The organism is Nocardia sp. CA-136227, assembly GCF_050955695.1.
Taxonomy (GTDB): Bacteria; Actinomycetota; Actinomycetes; order Mycobacteriales; family Mycobacteriaceae; genus Nocardia.
On the sequence record NZ_CP192081.1, the window covers coordinates 2,577,945 to 2,595,087 of the forward strand.

Here is a 17,143-nt window from a genome sequence, read left to right on the forward strand (position 1 = left end):
TCACCGGTTCTCGAAGGACGGGACGTGGCGGGAGGCGTCGATCTTCAAAGGTCCGCGCAACGCCAGCACGCGGTAGGCGACCAGGGCCAGGGCGCAGCCGATGAACCAGCTGTACTGGGCGGCGGTGTACATGCCGGGCACATCGCCGGCGGTCAGCACCGGGATCACCGCGGCGATCGCGCCGAGCGCGGTGGCCGCGATGGCGGCCGGGTTGTAGCCCTTGCGGTACCAGTAGGTGCCCTGCTCGGACATGGTGAACAGCTCGTCGACGAACACCCGCTGGCGGCGCACCAGGTAGTAGTCGGCGATGAGCACGCCGAACAGCGGTCCGATGAACGCGCCCAGCACCTCGAGGGTGTAGTGGATGACGTCGGGGTTGTTGTACAGGTTCCAGGGGGTGATCAGCACCGACCCGACCGCGGCGATCATGCCGCCGGTGCGCCAGCTGATCTTCTGCGGGTTCACGTTCGAGAAGTCGAAGGCGGGGGAGATGAAGTTCGCGACGATATTGATGCCGATGGTCGCGACGGTGAAGGTCAGCGCGCCCAGCACGATCGCGAAGGTGTTGTCGATGCGCGCCACCGTGGCGACCGGATCGGTGATGAGCTCGCCGTACACCGGAATGGTCAGCGAGGCGGTCACCACGACCAGCAGCGAGAACACCAGGAAGTTGACCGGCAGGCCCAGGAAGTTGCCCTTCTTCACCGCCGCGAAACTGCGCCCGTAGCGGGAGAAGTCACCGAAGTTCAGCATCGGTCCCGAGAAGTACGACACCACCAGCGCGACCGCGCCCAGCATGACCGGCACCGCCGACCAGCCGGTGTGGGTGGCCGCCTTGCCCATGTTCAGGTCGATGCCGTGCCAGCCCGCCTTGTAGATCAGGTAGCCGCACAGCACGAACATGACCACGTAGACCGCGGGACCGCAGAAGTCGATGAACTTGCGGATGGACTCCATGCCGCGCCAGAACACCGCGGCCTGCAGCACCCACAGGATCAGGTAGGAGGCCCAGCCCAGCGCGGACAGGCCCAGGAAGCCGTGGTCGGCCTCGACCGCGTAGGGGGCCAGACTCGGAAAGAGCTTGATCAGCACCACATCCAGGGCCGCCGAGGCCAGGAAGGTCTGAATGCCGTACCAGGCCACCGCGATCAGGCCGCGGATGATGGCCGGGACGTTCGCGCCGAGCACGCCGAAGGCGCTGCGACAGATGACCGGATACGGGACGCCGGTGGCCTGGCTGGGCTTGGCGACGAGGTTGCAGAGCCCGTACACGATGGTGATGCCGACGACCAGGGCGACGAGGACCTGCCAGCTGTGCAGCCCGAGCGCGAACAGCGAGCCCGCGGTGACGTACCCGCCGACGCTGTGCACGTCCGACATCCAGAACGCGAAGATGTTGTACGTGCCCCAGGTCTGCTTCTGCAGCGGCGCCAGGTCCTCGTTGACCAGACGGGGGTCGTACTCCGGCGCGGGCGGCGGTATCGGGGCGAGCGAACTCCCGGCCGCCGGCGCAACGGTATCGGGCATTTCGCACATCCCATCGTGTCGTGGTGTCCCGTTGATTGAGACGAGTGTGCGAAGGCTATCCAACAGGCATTGCCCGATTATTGCCTGAACGATATATGTTCCGTAACCCCTGGTTCAGGGCCTATATATCTTCTTCACCTGCTGGTTCGGCGAAAAGTCCGGTGTCCTTCGGGAGATGCGCGAGCACACCGTTCAATCGTGCATGATGCCCCTCGGTCGCCGCCAGCAATGCTTCAGCATCTCTTGCCAGGAAGGCCTGCAACTGCTTGGAGTGATCGGCGTGCAGCACCACGCGGTCCATCGTCGTCACATGCACCATGGGCTGCACGGGCTCGGTGATGTTCCAGGCGTATTCCAGCATGTGCACCAACCGCGGCATGCCCGAGGGGCGGACCAGGGCCAGATGGAAATTGCGGGTCTCGCGGTGATAGGCCACCGCGTTCTCGGTGAGCACCGCCTGCTCGAGCCGCGCGTGGATCTCGCGGGCCAGCTGGTGGTCGGCCCCGGTCGCGTTGTGCACCGCCGCGGCCAGCGCCGCCGACTCCAGCCGTTCGCGCACCACGTACAGCTCGCGCAGCTCGTCGGAGGTCAGCAGGGTCACCTGGTACCCGAAGTTGGGCCGATGCTCGACCAGGCCCTCGCCGATCAGCGTCTGCAGCGACTCGCGCACCGGGATCGCGCTCACCTCGAAGGAACGGGCCAGCTCGCCCAGCGGCAGGCCGGTGCCCGGAGGCAGGTTGCCCTCCAGGATCAGACGGCGCATCTCGCCGAGGATCTCCTGCTGGGAGTAGCCGCGACGGACGTCCAGCGGCGGGTTGAGCTGGGGCAAACGGGGTAGGCGGGGGCGAGAAGGCACGCCCCAACCCTAGACCGTCACCGCAAGCCCCCCGGTGTGGGTCAGATCTCGTCGGCGTCGTAGCCCAGCGCCTTGAGTGAAAGCCGGTGCAGCGTTGCCCGTTCCGCCGGGGACAGGCGGGCGAGCAGCACATCGGTCGCCGCGGCGATCCGCGCGTCGGTCTCGGCGCGCACCCGATTCCCGGCGGCGGTGATAGCCAAACGGTATTTCCGGCGGTCCTCGGGATCACGATTGCGGGTGACCAGTCCGGCCTTCTCGAGGCTGTCGATCAGCCGCACCACCTCGCTGCGGTCGATCTCGAGCACATTGGCCATCTCCTGCTGGGACGGTTCGGCGTGCTCGGCGAGGTAGGTGAGCACCCAGTGCTCGCGCAGCGGCGTCCCGAGTTCGGCGTGCATCGCTTTGTGCAGCTTGCCCAGGGCGTAGGTCGGGTGGCGCAGCAGTCCGGCGGGGTGGATGTCGCCGGGGGTGGCGGAGGGTTCGTCGGTCACCCGCTGATTCTATCTATTGTTGAGGAGCTCAATGATTGATACTGTCTGCAATTGAGTTGCTCATCAACAATTGAAGGAGGGGTCCGATGACGCAAACGCGTTCGGACACCAGGACATCCATCGCCGCCACCCCCGCCGACTCCGACAAGATCCCCGCGCACGTCTGGCGCACCGCCGGCGTGGTGGTGTTCGGCGCGATCATGGGGATGCTCGACACCTCGCTGGTCAATATCGGGTTGCGCACCATCGGCGCGGACCTCGGCGCGTCGCTGGCTACGATCCAATGGGTCGCCAGCGGATACCTGCTGGCCCTGGGGGTTTCACTCACCGTCTGCGGCTGGCTCGCCCGGCGCGTCGGCGTCACCCGGCTCTGGCGCTGGGCATTGATCGCCTTCACCCTCACCTCGACCGCGTGCGCCTTCGCGCCGGACGCGGGCTGGCTGATCGGGCTGCGCATCCTGCAGGGCCTCGCCGCCGGGCTGATGATCCCCGCCGGGCAGACCATCCTGGGTCAGGCCGCCGGGCCGCAGCGCATGGGCCGGGTCATGGGCGTGGTCGGCATCGCCGTCGTGGGCGCGCCCGCCATCGGGCCGACCATCGGCGGGCTCATGCTGGCGCACTGGAGCTGGGAGTGGTTGTTCCTCATCAATATTCCGTTCGGCCTGGCCGGCCTGGCGCTGGGCCTGCGCTATCTGCCGCGCAGTAGCCCGACGGCCACCCAGCCGCTGGACGTGCTCGGGCTGGTGCTCGCGGGCGGCGGCGTGTCGGCGGTGGTCTACGGACTGTCCGAGGTCGGCGTGACGGGGTCGGTGACCTCGCTGTCGGTGTGGCTGCCGGTGCTGCTCGGCCTGGCCGGGCTGGCCGGATTCCTGGTGCGCGCGCTGCGGAACACGCTGCCGCTGCTGGACATCCGGTTGTTCGCCATCCCCGGCTTCCGGGTGGCCACCTCGGCCGGCTTCTTCGCCGGAGGAGCCATGTTCGGCGTGATGGTGTTGCTGCCGTTGTACTTCCAGGAGCTGCACGGCGCGGGGCTGGTCCGCACCGGCGTGAACCTGCTCGGCTTCGGACTGGGCGGTGTCGTCATGCTGCCGCTGGGTGGCAGGCTGACCGACCGCTTCGGCGGCGGCAGCGTCGCGGTGATCGGTAACCTCGCCGTGGCCGCTACCGTGCTGCCGCTGGCCTTCCTGCCGGTCGACGCCAATGGATTCCTCGTCCAATCACTGCTGTTCGCGGCGGGATTGGCGACCGCGGTGGGCGCGATGCCGCTGGTGTCGGCGGCCTACGCCGCGGTCCGGCGCGAGCAGTTGCCCGACGCCACGGCGCTGGTGAACATCATGCAGCGGGTCGGCGGCGCGGTCGCGGTCGCCATGGTGGCCGTGATCCTGTCCCGCGCAACGGCTTCCGGATGGGCGCCGGTGTCCGGCTACCACCTCGCCTTCGCCGCGCTGGCCGCCCTCTCGGTGGTGGCGGCGGTGGCCTCGACGGTCCTGCGCCATCAGCAGCGGGTGACCGCCTAGACGCGTCAGCTGAGCGCGGTCACGCCGCCGCCCATGTGAGGAGTTTGTCCGCCGGCCAGGTGTTGATGATCCGGTCGGCGGGCACGCCGTTGTCGAGGGCCCGTTGCGCGCCGTAGCCGAGGAAGTCGAGCTGGCCCGGGGCGTGGGCGTCGGTGTCGATGGCGAAGTGGCAGCCCAGTTCGAGGGCCTGTTTCAGTAGCCGCGTCGGCGGGTCGCGGCGTTCGGGGCGGGAGTTGATCTCGACCGCGACCCCGTGGTCGCGGCAGGCCGAGAAGACCTGTGCGGCATCGAAACTCGACTCGGGGCGGGTGCCGCGATTGCCCTCGACCAGGCGGCCGGTGCAGTGGCCGAGCACGGTGGCGCGGCCGCCGGACACCGCGCGCACCATGCGGCGGGTCATGGCGGCGGCGTCCATCTTCAGCTTGGAATGGACGCTGGCGACCACGATGTCGAGGCGGTCGAGCAGTTCGGGCTCCTGATCGAGGCTGCCGTCGTCGAGGATGTCGACCTCGATGCCGGTCAGGATGACCATGGGGGAGAAGCGTTCCCGCAGTTCGTCGATCACGTCGAGCTGCTGCCGCAACCGGTCCGGGGAGAGGCCGTTGGCGACCGTGAGCCGCGGGGAATGATCGGTCAGCGCGCAGTATTCGTGGCCCAGGGCCTGCGCGGTGGCCATCATCTCCACGATCGACGCCGACCCGTCGGACCAGTTCGAGTGCACGTGCAGGTCGCCCTTGAGCGCGGCCCGCAGCTCGCCGCCGCCGAGATCCTTGGCCGCGGTGCGCAATTGGACCAGGGTGTCGGGCTCGCGACCGGCCCACGCCTGCGCGATCACCGCCGCCGTCTTCGGCCCGACCCCGGCCAGTGACTGCCAGTCCCCGGTCCGGCCCAGCCGCTCCCGCTGCTCGTCGTCGAGGGCCTCGACGATGTCGGCGGCCTTGCGGTAGGCCATCACCCGCCGCGAATCCTCGCGGGCCCGGTCCTTGAAGAACGCGATCATGCGGAGCGCGACGACAGGATCCATACCTATCAGTGTGCCCGCCGCACGACCGCCCGGTGTGTACTCGGCGCGCCCGCGCTCACACCGCCCGCAGCGTCCGCCGCAGCAGAACCGCCGATCCGGCCGCCACGATCACGCCGCCGACGATCAGGAACCCGGTGGTCGAATCGCGCAGGGAGCGTTGCTCGTCGAATGTCCGCACCACCGCGCGGCCCTTGTCGGTGTCGTGGCACACCTGGCCGCGCTCCATGGTGTGACCGTCGCATTCCACGGGCAGGAACAGCCGGATCACCCCGGCGAGCAACAGTGCCAGCCCCACCGCGATCCCGATGGTGTGGGCGATCTTCATCAGGACTCCGCAAGCGTCGAGGGTGTCGTGGCCAGGCGCATCCAGGTGCCGTGGAGCCACTGCTCGTAACCGTCCGGATCCAGGCCGAGGGTGCTGACCATGAGGTTATAGGTGTCGGCCTGGGCGAGCGGGCCGACGATTCCGATGATCCAGTCGACATCGGCCTCGGGATGCAGCAGTCCGTCGGCGCGCATGCGCTGCCACAGCTCGGCGACGTGCTGCTGGGTGGCGGCGCGTCCGGCCCGGGCGGCCTCGGCGATGACCGGTTCGCTGGCCTCGGCGGCGACGGCGGCCGCGATGAGCGGCGCCGCGCGTTCCATGAGCTGTCGCGCCCCCTGGGCGTAGGCGGTGACGCGTTCGTGCAGGGTGGGCGCGGTCCCGGCCCGGATGTGCCAGTCGCGGTGGGCCAGGTCGACGTCCTCGGTGTCGCCGACGATCGCCACGTCGATGGTGCGTTTGAGCAGTTCGGCCTTGGAGCCGAAGCGCAGGTAGACCGTGCGCGAACCCACCTCGGCGGCGTCGGCGACCGCGGCCAGCGAGGTCGTCGCGTAGCCGTCGGCGATGAACAGCCGCCGGGCCGCGTCGAGGATCTTGCGCTCGGTCTCGGCCTTGCGGGCGTCCCACAGCGGGGACGACTTCTTGACACCCGGACTCAACTGCTGCATCCTAACTGCATCACTACAGTGATACTGCATAAATACATCGATACTGCAAAGGATAGCAGCGATGATCCCCACACTCGCCGGGGTGCATCACCTCAAGGTTCCCGTGTCCGATCTGGCACGGTCCATCGATTGGTACCGCAGCCGTCTCGGCTACACCGTCGGCCTCGAATTCCAGGAGCAGGGCGTCCTGAGGGGTGTCGTCCTGCACCACGCCGCCGGCGGTCCGATGCTCGGCCTGCGCCTACATCCGGAAATGGCCGCCGCCTCCGCCGGATTCGACTTCTTCTCGATCGGCGTCCCGGATCAAGCGGCCCTCGAGGTGCTGGCACAGCATCTGAGCGGCCTCGGTGAATCCCACGCCGGGGTGCACCGCGCCAGCCTCGGCTGGATCCTGCCCGAACTCCGCGACCCCGACGGTCACGAAGTCCGCTTCTACTCCATGGCATCCCACACCGAACTCGGCGACGAACCCGTCATCATCAACAATCCGCGCGCGACCGCGGAAGCCAAGGAACGCGAGATCGCGTTGCGAGGCAACGAGAGTCGGTGATTCGAGCGGCACGTCCGGGCTCATCGGTCACACCGGGGTGAGGCCGATGTCGGCGCAGCCGTCGCGCAGTCCGTCGAAACCGAACGCCTCGATCGGGCCGACGACACCCGCGGTGCGCCCCGCGCCGGCCGCGAGTTGCTCCGCGCCCCAGGCGATCAGCTCACCGGTGAGGTTGTAGATGCTGGGGCCTTCGAGGTGGACCTCGGCGAGCGGGCCGCTCGGGCCCGTGGCAACCGCGACCACATGGGAGCGGGTGCGCTCACGTTCGGCGGCGTCGGGCCCGCCGGGTGCGCCGATCACCGGCCGGGTGCACGCGTCGATCAGCTTGCGGCCCAGCGGGATTCGAGTGGCGATGGCGGTGAACCCGGACAGCAGGGCGGCCGCGCGGCTCAGCGCCGGGAACCAGCCGTTGTAGACACTGATGTTCTCGACGGTCGGGAAGGTCGCCGACAGGTGCAGTACCTCGGTGCCCGACACCAGGAAAGCGTTCTTGCAACGACCGTGCACCGGGAAGGCGTGCACCCGGGATGCCGTGCGCTCCTCCACCAGTCGCCCTCCCAGTCGTCGCGCCGAGGGCAGCGTCACGCCGTCGCGCATGGTGGTTCGGGTGCCCTGGCTCAGGCCCCGCCACAGCGGGCCGGTCGCGAAGTAGCCGATATCGATCGACCGCACGGCGGGCCCGCCCTCGAGCACGGCCAGCGTCCCGGCGAGCACACCCGGCACGTAGTCGTAGCCGAAGGCGGGCAACATGACCGAGCCGTTGGCCCGCGCGATGCGGTGCAATCGGCCCTGCAACTCGCGAACGAAGCCCACCTCGCCGGTGGAATCGATGTAGTGGGCTCCGGCGGTCGCGGCGGCCTCGGCGACCGGGTAACCGAAGCGTTCGAAGGGGCCGACGGTCGTGATGAGCACATCGCCGGGGCCCACCAGCGCGGCGAGGCTCGCCGCGTCGGAGGCGTCGGCGACCGCGAATTCCAGGCCGCCCGCCTGGTCGGCCAGCGACTGCACGGTCGCGCGATTGCGCCCGGCCAGAACGGGTTTGATGCCACGGCGCAGCAGCGAATGCAGCACCAGGTCGCCGGTGTAGCCCGTCGCGCCCAGCAGCACGATGCGTCCGGTCATGGGGTGTCTCCTTCCGGTGTGATCGGGACATGGCGGCGCAGGAACGCGAGCTGATCGGCGATCACCCGCTCGAAGGCCGCACCGCGATAGATGTCGAAATGCCCGTCCGCGTAGGTGCGGACCTCGCCGCGCGGTGCCCGCGCCGCGTAGCGCAGGGTGGGTTTCGCCGGTGCGACGGAATCGGTTTCGCACACCGAGAACAGGATCGGCACCTGGATGCGCCCCGTCTGGCGGCCGGGCCGATCGGTCAGGATGTCGAACACGACCCGGGCCGTGGCCTGGTTGCGGAAGTCGGCGCCGGGCGGAACCAGTGCCAGATAACCGGATTCGGCGTCGGGCGCGGTCATCAGCGCGGTGCCGTTCGCGGGCCCGGCGGTGGTGATCATGTGCGGTTCCCGGCCGAGCAGCATGGCCGCCACATCGCGCACGCCCGCGGCGGTGGCCTTGATCGAGTTGATCGGGGAGATCGCCATGGTGGACGCGACGCCGTCGGTGAACGGGCACTGCGCGATCGCCGCGACCAGTCCGGCCGGGCGTTTCGCGGCGGTGTGAATGACGTGCCCGCCGCCGAAGGACGTGCCCCAGGCGATGATCCGGGCATTGTCGACCTGGGGGAGGTGCCGGGCGAACGCCAGTGCGGCGATCCAGTCCGCGCGCTGCTCACGGGTCGAGAGCAGATAGCGGGGCGCGCCGTCGCTGTCGCCGAAGTGGCGATAGTCGAACACCAGGCAGGCGTATCCGGCGGCGGTGAACCGCTCGGCGTAGGCGGCCAGACCCATGGCGCGGATCGCGCCGAGCCCGTGCGCCATCACCACCACCGGCGGTCGGACCCTCGGGCGCGGCTCGGGCAGGTAGAGGGTGGCGGCGCAGTGGTCGCCGTTGCCGGAAGGGAAGCGCACCTCGTGTGTGGTTGCGCCCGTGGGGTTTCCGCTCATCACGCGACCACCTCGGCGGCGCTGCGCGCGGTGCGGTCGACGGCCGACAGCCCGGCGGGACGGCGTGCGCCGCGTTCGCGCTCCAGGCGCAGATCGCGCATGTAGTCGTCGAAGTCGACCTGGATGGTGTGTCGTTTGGAGGCGACATAGCGGCGCTGGATGCCGCGCCGGTGCGCGGCGATCTCGCTGTCCATGTCGGCGGAGCTCGGCAGGTGGTACCGGCCCTGGAGGTGGTCGGCGATCAGCTGGGCCTGTCGTTCGGCGATCGGCATGATCGCGCCCAGCGGCTGTACCAGACCCACGAAGTACAGGCCGGGCACCTCGGGGTGGAACACGCGCCGGTACAGGCGGATTCGATTGTCGCCCGACGGGTCGAGGAAGTCGTGGTCGAAGAACGGGAAGCTGATCTTGTAGCCGGTGCAGAACACCACCAGGTCGGCGGCCACCCGGCGGCCGTCGGTGAACACCACCTCGTCGCCGTCGAAGTGATCGATGTTCGGGACCGGAGTGATCGCCCCGTGCGCCAGCCGGTCGAGGATGCGGCTGGACATGGTCGGATGCGCCTGGGCGAACTTGTGATCGGGCTCGGGCAGCCCGTAGCGGGACATCGGCCCGGTGGCCGCGGCCATCAGCTTGCGCGCGAAAGGCCAGCGCAGGAACGATGGGAACCACTCGGCGGCCCCGAGCCGGTCGTAGGGGCGGCCCCAGACGTACTTCGGGATCACGTGCACACCGCTGCGGGCCGAAAGATAGGTCTGCTCGGCGTGATACGAGGCGTCCACCGCGATGTCCATGGCGGAGTTGCCCATCCCGAGCACCACCACCCGCTTCCCGGTCAGCTGCGCTTCCTCGGTGTAGGCGTGCGAGTGCATCAACTGCCCGCGGAACTCGCTCGCGCCGGGGAACATCGGCTCGGGCAGGCGGGGATCCCAGTGGTGGCCGTTGGCGACCAGCACCGCGTCGTAGCGCAGGGTCTCGCCGGTCGAGATCGTCACGTCGAACCCGCGGTCCGTGCGCGGCGCGACGTGCAGCACGCCGGTGCGGAAGCGGATGCGGTCGGCGAAGTCGAAATGCCGCACGTACGAGTCGAAGTAGTCGGCGATCTGATCGTGGCGCGCGAAGTCGGGCAGATGCGCGGGCATGGGGAAGTCGCTGAACTCCATGCGCTGGCGCGAGGTGTTGATGTGCAGCGACCTGTACGCCGCCGACACCCCGTTGGTATTGCCGAACACCCAGTTGCCGCCGACCCGGTCGGACAGCTCGTAGCCGTGCACGTCGAGACCGCGTTCGGCGAGCACCTTCACCGCCGCGATACCGGCCGACCCCGCGCCGATGACGCAGACCTTCGGACTCGAATTGAGGGACATCGCTGAGACTCCTTTATGACCAGTGGTCATATGACCACTGGTCACTGTAGGATCGAAACGGTCACGACGTCAATAGGCCGCAGGTGGTCGGAGGAGATCGGTGATGCCGACAGGGACATGGGATCGACTGCCCGCGCCGCGCCGCGCCGCCGTGGTGGCCGCGGCCGAGGCCGAGTTCGCCGCGCGCGGATTCAGCGGCGGCAGCCTGAACACCATCTGCAAGGAGGCCGGCGTCTCCAAGGGCAGCCTGTTCCAGTACTTCACCGACAAGGCCGACATGTACGTCTACCTGGCCGAACTGTCGAGTGAGCGAATCCGCGCGAGCATGGAGGCCACCGCCCGCGAATTGCGCTGGGACACCGACTTCTTCGGCTCCTTCGAAGCCCTGCTCGAGGCCTGGGTCCGCTACTTCTACGACCACCCGTTAGAACGCGCCATGACCGCCGCCGCCAACCTCGAGCCCGATCCGGTGGCCCGCACCGCCGTCCGCGAATCGGTCAACGTCCACTACCTCGCGGTCCTGTGTCCCCTCTTCGAGGCCGGCGTCGCCACCGGAGCCCTGCGCCCGGACACCGACACCCAGGCCCTGCTCGCCCTGCTCCTGCTGCTGTTGCCGCAACTGGCCCTGGCCCCGCACGTCCAGGGTCTCGACCCGCTGCTCGGCCTCGCCGAGGGCGACGCCGACCACGCCGTCGCCACCGCCCTGCGCCTGGTCCACGTCGTGGTAGACCCCTATCGTGGCCAGGGATCGTAGGCTCGCACCGTGCCGACACTGCTGATCATCCACCACACCCCGTCGCCGTTCATGCAGGAGATGTTCGAGGCGGTGCTGGCGGGCGCGACCGACCCGGAAATCGAAGGCGTCGAGGTGATCCGCCGCCCGGCCCTGGGCGTCACCGCCAGCGATGTGCTCGCCGCCGACGGCTACCTGCTCGGCACTCCGGCCAATCTCGGCTACATGAGCGGTGCCCTCAAGCACGCCTTCGACACCTTCTACTACCCGTGCCTGGATTCGACCACCGGTCGGCCATACGGGCTCTACATCCACGGCAATCAGGGCACCGAGGGCGCGGAACGCAGTGTCGAGAGCGCGACCACCGGGCTGGGGTGGGAGAAGGCGGCCGCGCCGGTGATCATTTCGGGCAAGCCGGAGAAGGTCGATATCGAACGCTGCTGGGAGCTGGGCGCGACCGTCGCGGCCCGATTGATGGAGTGAGTCCGGGCTGCCCCCGAATTCTGGTGTCTGACACATTCGGGGGCGAGCCCGTCATACTCGAGGGGGCGTTCTCCGGGAACGCCCACTGGGAGTGTGGGAAGAGGTGACGGCCGCCGTGGAGGCGCAAGAGTCGGGAACACGCCGTATCGGGCTGGTCGAGGATCATGAATCGGTGGTGCTGGGGTTGTCGGCCATGCTGGCCCCGGAAGCCGATCTGGAATTGGTGATCACCGCGGGAACCGTCGCGGAACTGCTGGCCGCCGGGCCGGAACTGGATCTGGTGGTGCTGGATCTGCGGCTCGCCGACGGCTCCTCGCCCGATGATAATGTGCGCGCGCTGCGCGAGCGGGGGATCGAGGTGCTGGTGTTCACCGGGGCGGACAATCCGTTCCTGGTGCGATCGGCCGCGCGGGCGGGCGTGCTGGGTGTGGTGCGCAAGTCCGAGGACGCGGCGACCGTGGTCGCCGCGGTACGCCGGGCCGCGCACGGTGAGCAGGTGGTCACCACCGACTGGGCCGCCGCCATCGACGGCGACCCGCAATTGCAGGACGTCGGGTTGAGCCCGCGGCAGCAGCAGGTGCTGCAGCTGTACGCCTCGGGGGAGAAGGCGTCGCGGGTGGCCCGCATGACCGGGCTGTCCGAGCAGACCGTCAACGACTATCTGGGCCGCATCCGGCAGAAGTACGCCGACGCCGGACGCCCGGCCCCGACCAAGACCGACCTCTACAAACGAGCCGTCGAGGACGGGTGGCTGCCCGTGCCGGAGCGGAGTCCGCGGGCATGACCGCCACGAGCGCCCTCGACTCGACGGCCGCTCCCCGGTCCATGCCCTCGCTCGCGGCGCTCACCCGGCGGGTGCGTGCCCGCCTGAAGGCGACCGAGGATCCGGCCACCGCCGCCTACGACCGCATCATGCGGCGGCTCGGCATCTCCATCGGCATCGCCGGCGCCATCATCGGCGGCGGCGAACTGCCGGAGGTCGCCGAACAGGGCCGCTACGCCTCGGTGTGGTGGTCGGTGGCGGCGATGACGCTCGTCTTCGGCTGGTATCCGATCATCGGCGTGGTGTCCGCGGTGGCGGGGACCAAGGCCATCAGGTTCGTGTGTGGTTGCGCCGCGGTCAGTTTCCTCGGCGCGCTCGCCACCATCCCGTTGGGTTTCGACCCGCACACCGTGGACGCCACCAATATCTGGCCGTACCGGGTGACCGCGCTCGCGGTGAGCGCGGGCGTGCTGGCCTGGTCGGGCCGAACGACACTGATCTATCTGCTGGCCGCGTCCGCGTCGGCGGCGCTGGCCACCGTGTACACGGTCGGCGAGGTGACGCCGCAGCACATCATCGAGAACTTCCTGCGCTCAGCGGGATTGGCCGCGCTGTTCCTGTGGTGCGGCACCGCCGCCGTCGGGGCCGCCGCCCGGGTCGACCGTGAATCCGCCATCGCCAGCCGCCGCGCCGCCGCCCAGGCCGCCGCGCAGGCGCGCGACCGGGAACGCTCGCGCTTCGCCGCGCTCATCCACGACGCCGTGCTCTCGACGCTGCTGGAGGCCTCGCGGGCCGGCGCCGAATCCGCTGTGGTGCGGCGACAGGCCGAACGCACCCTCGAACAGCTCGACGAATACCGTGGCGCGGAACGCGATCCGGACCTCCTCGACGCCCGTTCCGCGCTGCTGTTCCTGCGCGCCGCGGTGCAGGAGATCAATCCGAGCATCCGTTTCGCCACCCGCACCTGGCCCGGCTTCGACGACCTGCGCATGCCGGTGCACTCGGCCAGCACCATCGCCGCCGCGCTCACCGAGGCCGTCAAGAACAGCCTCCGCCACGCCGCCGTCCCGGGCCGCGAGGTGCGGCGCGCGGTGACGGCCACCGTCAGCGCGGGCAGCATCCGGATCGTGTTCGGCGACAATGGGGCCGGATTCGATCTGGCCGCGGTCTCCGCCGATCGGCTCGGCATCTCCATGAGCATCCTGGGCCGCATGCGCCAGCTGGCGGGCGGCTCGGCGTTCGTGGAATCCCAGCCCGGTGAGGGCACCACCGTGACATTGGTGTGGGGTGGCGATGGCTCCCGCTGACGGCATCGACCTGGATCCCCGCTTCGGGCTGCGCGATCTGCTCGGGCTGCGGGGTAGCACCGCGTGGTGGTTCCTGCTCATCCTGGAAGCCGTCATCACGCTGTACATGGCCCGCAATTTCGGGCAGGCCCCGCTGTGGGCGGCGCTGGCCGCGCTGGTCCTGATGCTCAGTGCGGGCGCGCTGGTCACCGCGATCCCGGTCGACCCGCTGCCGATTCCGGTCGCCCTGTACGGGGCCGCGGCGCCGCCGATCGCGACCGCGCTGACCGTCATGACCCCGGTGCGGGATCTGCCGCACGAGTCGGTGTGGTCGGCGTTCGCCTCGTCCTATGTGCTCGGAGTCCTGGTGCTGCGCGGCCGGATTCGCACCGCGTGGGCGGGCGTCATCGCCGTGGCCGCGGTCCTGGTCACCCTCGGCCTGGGCGGTTCGCACCTGGACCCCGGCACCCTGATCGGTTCCATGGTCCCGGTCGGCACCATCACCGCGATCTCGGTCTTCACCGCCGTCATGCGCCCGATGCAGCGCTCCCTGCGCATCCTGCGCGAGGACGCCCTCATGCGCGCCACCGCCGAGGCCACCATGGCCGCCGCCGACAGCGAACGCACCCGCCAGCTGGCCCGTCTGGACCGCGTAGCCCGCCCGATCCTCGAGCGCATCGCCGACGGCGCCCAACTCACCGCCGCCGAACGCGAGGAATGCCGCCTACTCGAAGCCGAACTTCGTGACGGTCTCCGCGCCCCGCAACTGGTCACCGATGAACTCAGCGGCGCCGCCCGCGGCGCCCGCGGCCGCGGCGTCGAAGTGATCCTCCTCGACGACGGCGGCTTCGCCGGAGTCCCTGAATGGGTCCGCCGCCGCGTCATCGACGCCGCCACCAAGGAATTGGACGCGACCAACGCCGGCCGAGTCACCATCCGAGTTCTCCCGTTGGGCCGCCCGGTCCTGGCCACGGTCCTCGCCACCGCCCCCACCCAGGACCGCCGCACCGAAATCGACCAGGACGGCCGAGTCACCACCATGACCGACTAGTCCGGGCCGCGCCGCCGACTGTCGACATTCCCGGTCAAGGTCGCCAGCAGCCCCGGCAGCTCCGCCACGGTCCGCTCCGACAACCCGACCACCGTCTCCTCGGCCAGATCCCGCCACACCCGCTTCACCTCCTGAGCCAGCTCCCGCCCACTCTCGGTGAGCTCGACAACACTGGCCCGCTTGTCATTCGGCGCCGGCGCCCGCCGAACATGTCCGGACGCTTCGAGCTTCTTCGTCATCAACGTGACACTGGGCGGCTCGCACCCAAGCGCTCCGCTCAACTGCGCCTGAATCATCGGACCACTCCGAGCGAGCTCCAGCAGCAACGCCTCCTGCCCGGTATGCAGCCCCAGCGGAGCCAACAGCGTTGCGGCCCTTGCCCGGTGGCGCAGGGTCAGCAGGCGAATGGCCTGGTTGATGGCATCGGCTTGCTCGAAGTCCACGGGTCTCCTTGACAGGATAGTTATCCGCATAACATTATGCGGATAACTAATTCTAACAATCCTGGAGTCGCCATGCTCGTGAAGGTCGCCGTCATCTACTACAGCGCGACAGGAACCGTGCACGCGCTCGCGCAGGCCGTCGCCGCCGGAGCCGCGGCGAGCGGAGCCGAGGTGCGACTGCGCCGCGTCGCCGAACTCGCCCCCGACCGCGCGATCGATCAGAACCCGCTGTGGCGCAAGCACGCTGATGCGACGCGAACGGTCCCGGAGGCCTCGCTCGAGGATCTGGCGTTCCTGGTGGGACGGGAATGAACGCCCTCGCCGGCACGAGTGCCGAGACTGATAGGGATGGAACGCATTCCGGGCGGACGCGGCTGATCCTGGCGCTGGTCTGCGCGTGTCAGTTCATGGTCATCCTGGACTCGTCCATCGTGAATGTCGCGCTGCCGTCGGTGCAGCGGGACCTGGCCTTCAGTGCCACGGGCGTGGCGTGGGTGGTCAATGGCTATCTGCTCGCCTTCGCCGGGTTCATGCTGCTGGGCGGTCGTGCGGCGGATTTGTTCGGGCAGCGGCGGATGCTGATCATCGGGCTGACGGTGTTCTCCGCGGCGAGTCTTATCGGCGGTCTCGCGGCCACTGCGGAGCTGCTGGTGGCGGCTCGGTTCGAGCAGGGGGTCGGGGCCGCGCTGCTGGCGCCCGCGACGCTGGCGGTGATCAATACCGAATTCAGCGAGACCCGCACGCGGGCACGGGCATTCGGGGCGTGGTCGGCGGCGGGTGGGATCGGTGGCATGGCCGGTGCGCTGGCGGGCGGAGCCATCACCACCGGTCTGTCGTGGCGGTGGGTCTTCCTCATCAATGTGCCGATCGGTGCCGCTTTGATCGGCCTTGCCCTGCTGTCGCTGACCGGTAGGCGTGGCGCGCACCGTGAATCACTGGACCTCGTCGGCGCGGTCACCGGCACCACCGGCCTCGCCGCCCTGATCTTCGGTGTCATGAGCAGCGCCGATCACGGCTGGCTGTCGGGTGTGGTCGCCGGGCCGATCGGCCTGGGTGTGCTGTTGCTGGTCGTCTTCGTCGCGGTGGAGGCGCGGTTCGCCGCCCGGCCGCTGGTGCCGCTGCGGCTGTTCCGGGTGCGGCCGGTGGCCGTCGGCAACGCCTTGCTGCTGTTGTTCGGCGCGATCAGTATCGCCATGTGGTATTTCACCTCGCTGCTCCTCCAGAATGTGCTGGGCTACAGTGCATTACGGACCGGGCTCGGGCAGACTCCCGCCGCGGTGACGTTCCTGGTGTTCGCGCGCGTGTCCGCCACCCTGCTCCCGCGAACCGGCGCCCGCCCGCAGATCCTGGCCGGAAGCGCCTGCCTCCTCGCCGGATTCGCCTGGCTGACCCGCGTCGGTGCCGACAGCGGCTATCTCCTCGGCGTCCTCGGCCCGACGTCGCTCATCGCCATCGGCATCGGCCTGACGTTCCCGACTCTGATGGCCGTGGCCACCTCGGACGCGCCGGACGGTGATGCGGGGATCGTCGGCGGGCTGGCGGGCACCGCCAATCAGGTCGGCGGGTCGGTCGGTTTGGCGGTCTTCGCGACGTTCGCAGGCTCAGCCGCGGCGTACGACCGAGTGTTCGTGGTAGCAGCCGGAATCGCGGTGGTGATCGCGGTGATCGCCGCCGCACTCATGACAGCAACTGAATCGGAAAGGGTTTCCTGAATGTCCCCGCGAACGGTGGAGCTGACCATCGTGTCGAGCCCCGACACGCTGGCGACCCTCCAGGCCGGCGGCAAATACGTGCAGTTCACCCCGGTGACGCTGGGCGGCAGACAGGCCGTCGAGTACCGCGCGGCCCAGGACACCCACCATCTGGGCTGTTATGTCACCACCTTCACCGGCGACGGCAGCGTCGCCTTCGTCGCCAAGACCCTGCGGGTGGAGCAGGACGGCTTCGACTCGTGCGCCGACGCGCGCACGTTCGGCACGGCGCTGGCGAGCCAGTTGCCCTGACC

Annotated in this window: 20 protein-coding genes; 10 read left to right on the forward strand and 10 right to left on the reverse strand. The window is 69.4% G+C overall.

The genetic code is table 11. The features are described 5' to 3' along the window. The 3 genes from ACQP06_RS11710 to ACQP06_RS11720 form a co-directional block, all read right to left on the reverse strand. A complete protein-coding gene (locus ACQP06_RS11710; protein WP_433672242.1) occupies positions 1-1,527 on the reverse strand; it encodes an NCS1 family nucleobase:cation symporter-1 in 1,527 nt (508 codons plus the stop codon). 121 nt (positions 1,528-1,648) lie between these two features. Further along, positions 1,649-2,383, reverse strand: coding sequence for a GntR family transcriptional regulator (locus tag ACQP06_RS11715; RefSeq protein WP_433672243.1), 735 nt, complete (start codon positions 2,381-2,383; stop codon positions 1,649-1,651). A 41-nt stretch (positions 2,384-2,424) separates the two neighbouring features. Next, entirely contained in the window at positions 2,425-2,874 is a 450-nt protein-coding gene (locus ACQP06_RS11720) for a MarR family winged helix-turn-helix transcriptional regulator (protein ID WP_433672244.1), read from the reverse strand. A gap of 86 nt (positions 2,875-2,960) precedes the next feature. Between ACQP06_RS11720 and ACQP06_RS11725 the strand changes: the two genes are divergently transcribed. Beyond that, complete coding sequence (locus tag ACQP06_RS11725) at positions 2,961-4,391, forward strand: DHA2 family efflux MFS transporter permease subunit (protein WP_433672245.1); 1,431 nt, start codon at positions 2,961-2,963, stop codon at positions 4,389-4,391. A gap of 19 nt (positions 4,392-4,410) precedes the next feature. On the opposite strand, the gene ACQP06_RS11730 is transcribed toward ACQP06_RS11725, so the two are convergent. From ACQP06_RS11730 to ACQP06_RS11740, 3 genes are read right to left on the reverse strand one after another with little or no spacing between them, the layout of a single operon-like run. Next, complete coding sequence (locus ACQP06_RS11730) at positions 4,411-5,415, reverse strand: PHP domain-containing protein (RefSeq protein WP_433672246.1); 1,005 nt, start codon at positions 5,413-5,415, stop codon at positions 4,411-4,413. Positions 5,416-5,470: 55 nt separating this feature from the next. Further along, positions 5,471-5,740, reverse strand: a complete 270-nt coding sequence (locus ACQP06_RS11735) for a hypothetical protein (RefSeq protein WP_433672247.1) — start codon at positions 5,738-5,740, stop codon at positions 5,471-5,473. Beyond that, positions 5,740-6,396 carry a TetR/AcrR family transcriptional regulator gene (locus ACQP06_RS11740; protein WP_433672248.1) on the reverse strand — a complete coding sequence of 219 codons (657 nt, stop codon included), beginning with the start codon at positions 6,394-6,396 and terminating at the stop codon, positions 5,740-5,742. The genes ACQP06_RS11735 and ACQP06_RS11740 overlap by 1 nt, the downstream gene beginning before the upstream one ends. Positions 6,397-6,466: 70 nt before the next feature. Between ACQP06_RS11740 and ACQP06_RS11745 the strand changes: the two genes are divergently transcribed. Further along, complete coding sequence (locus ACQP06_RS11745; RefSeq protein WP_433672249.1) at positions 6,467-6,955, forward strand: VOC family protein; 489 nt, start codon at positions 6,467-6,469, stop codon at positions 6,953-6,955. A 27-nt stretch (positions 6,956-6,982) separates the two neighbouring features. Here the strand turns inward: ACQP06_RS11745 and ACQP06_RS11750 are convergent, their stop codons facing one another. The 3 genes from ACQP06_RS11750 to ACQP06_RS11760 are packed head-to-tail and all read right to left on the reverse strand — an operon-like array spanning position 6,983 to position 10,379. Continuing rightward, positions 6,983-8,077: a saccharopine dehydrogenase family protein gene (locus tag ACQP06_RS11750; protein ID WP_433672250.1), complete on the reverse strand. Its 1,095-nt coding sequence runs from the start codon at positions 8,075-8,077 to the stop codon at positions 6,983-6,985. Next, a complete protein-coding gene (locus ACQP06_RS11755) occupies positions 8,074-9,012 on the reverse strand; it encodes an alpha/beta hydrolase (protein WP_433672251.1) in 939 nt (312 codons plus the stop codon). The genes ACQP06_RS11750 and ACQP06_RS11755 overlap by 4 nt, the downstream gene beginning before the upstream one ends. Beyond that, on the reverse strand, positions 9,012-10,379 hold the full coding sequence (locus ACQP06_RS11760) for a flavin-containing monooxygenase (RefSeq protein WP_433672252.1): 1,368 nt from the start codon (positions 10,377-10,379) through the stop codon (positions 9,012-9,014). Before ACQP06_RS11760 ends, ACQP06_RS11755 begins: the two co-directional genes overlap by 1 nt. Positions 10,380-10,482: 103 nt before the next feature. Here ACQP06_RS11760 and ACQP06_RS11765 point away from each other — a divergent pair, with 103 nt between their 5' ends. The 5 genes from ACQP06_RS11765 to ACQP06_RS11785 all read left to right on the forward strand — a co-directional run bounded on the left by ACQP06_RS11765 (position 10,483) and on the right by ACQP06_RS11785 (position 14,695). Further along, complete coding sequence (locus tag ACQP06_RS11765; protein ID WP_433672253.1) at positions 10,483-11,133, forward strand: TetR/AcrR family transcriptional regulator; 651 nt, start codon at positions 10,483-10,485, stop codon at positions 11,131-11,133. 9 nt (positions 11,134-11,142) lie between these two features. Then, positions 11,143-11,595, forward strand: a complete 453-nt coding sequence (locus ACQP06_RS11770; protein WP_433672254.1) for a flavodoxin family protein — start codon at positions 11,143-11,145, stop codon at positions 11,593-11,595. Between the two features lie 103 nt (positions 11,596-11,698). After that, positions 11,699-12,379 carry a response regulator transcription factor gene (locus ACQP06_RS11775; RefSeq protein WP_357099984.1) on the forward strand — a complete coding sequence of 227 codons (681 nt, stop codon included), beginning with the start codon at positions 11,699-11,701 and terminating at the stop codon, positions 12,377-12,379. Next, entirely contained in the window at positions 12,376-13,665 is a 1,290-nt protein-coding gene (locus tag ACQP06_RS11780; RefSeq protein WP_433672255.1) for a sensor histidine kinase, read from the forward strand. Before ACQP06_RS11775 ends, ACQP06_RS11780 begins: the two co-directional genes overlap by 4 nt. After that, positions 13,652-14,695 carry a hypothetical protein gene (locus ACQP06_RS11785; protein WP_433672256.1) on the forward strand — a complete coding sequence of 348 codons (1,044 nt, stop codon included), beginning with the start codon at positions 13,652-13,654 and terminating at the stop codon, positions 14,693-14,695. Before ACQP06_RS11780 ends, ACQP06_RS11785 begins: the two co-directional genes overlap by 14 nt. Here the strand turns inward: ACQP06_RS11785 and ACQP06_RS11790 are convergent. Then, positions 14,692-15,138 (reverse strand): MarR family winged helix-turn-helix transcriptional regulator, encoded by a 447-nt coding sequence (locus ACQP06_RS11790; protein WP_433672257.1) that lies wholly within the window; start codon positions 15,136-15,138, stop codon positions 14,692-14,694. The genes ACQP06_RS11785 and ACQP06_RS11790 overlap by 4 nt on opposite strands. 72 nt (positions 15,139-15,210) lie before the next feature. Between ACQP06_RS11790 and ACQP06_RS11795 the strand changes: the two genes are divergently transcribed. From ACQP06_RS11795 to ACQP06_RS11805, 3 genes are read left to right on the forward strand one after another with little or no spacing between them, the layout of a single operon-like run. Continuing rightward, complete coding sequence (locus ACQP06_RS11795; protein WP_433672258.1) at positions 15,211-15,450, forward strand: flavodoxin domain-containing protein; 240 nt, start codon at positions 15,211-15,213, stop codon at positions 15,448-15,450. Continuing rightward, positions 15,447-16,850, forward strand: coding sequence for an MFS transporter (locus tag ACQP06_RS11800; protein WP_433672259.1), 1,404 nt, complete (start codon positions 15,447-15,449; stop codon positions 16,848-16,850). Before ACQP06_RS11795 ends, ACQP06_RS11800 begins: the two co-directional genes overlap by 4 nt. Then, complete coding sequence (locus ACQP06_RS11805; protein WP_433672260.1) at positions 16,851-17,141, forward strand: hypothetical protein; 291 nt, start codon at positions 16,851-16,853, stop codon at positions 17,139-17,141. Positions 17,142-17,143 lie beyond the last annotated feature (2 nt).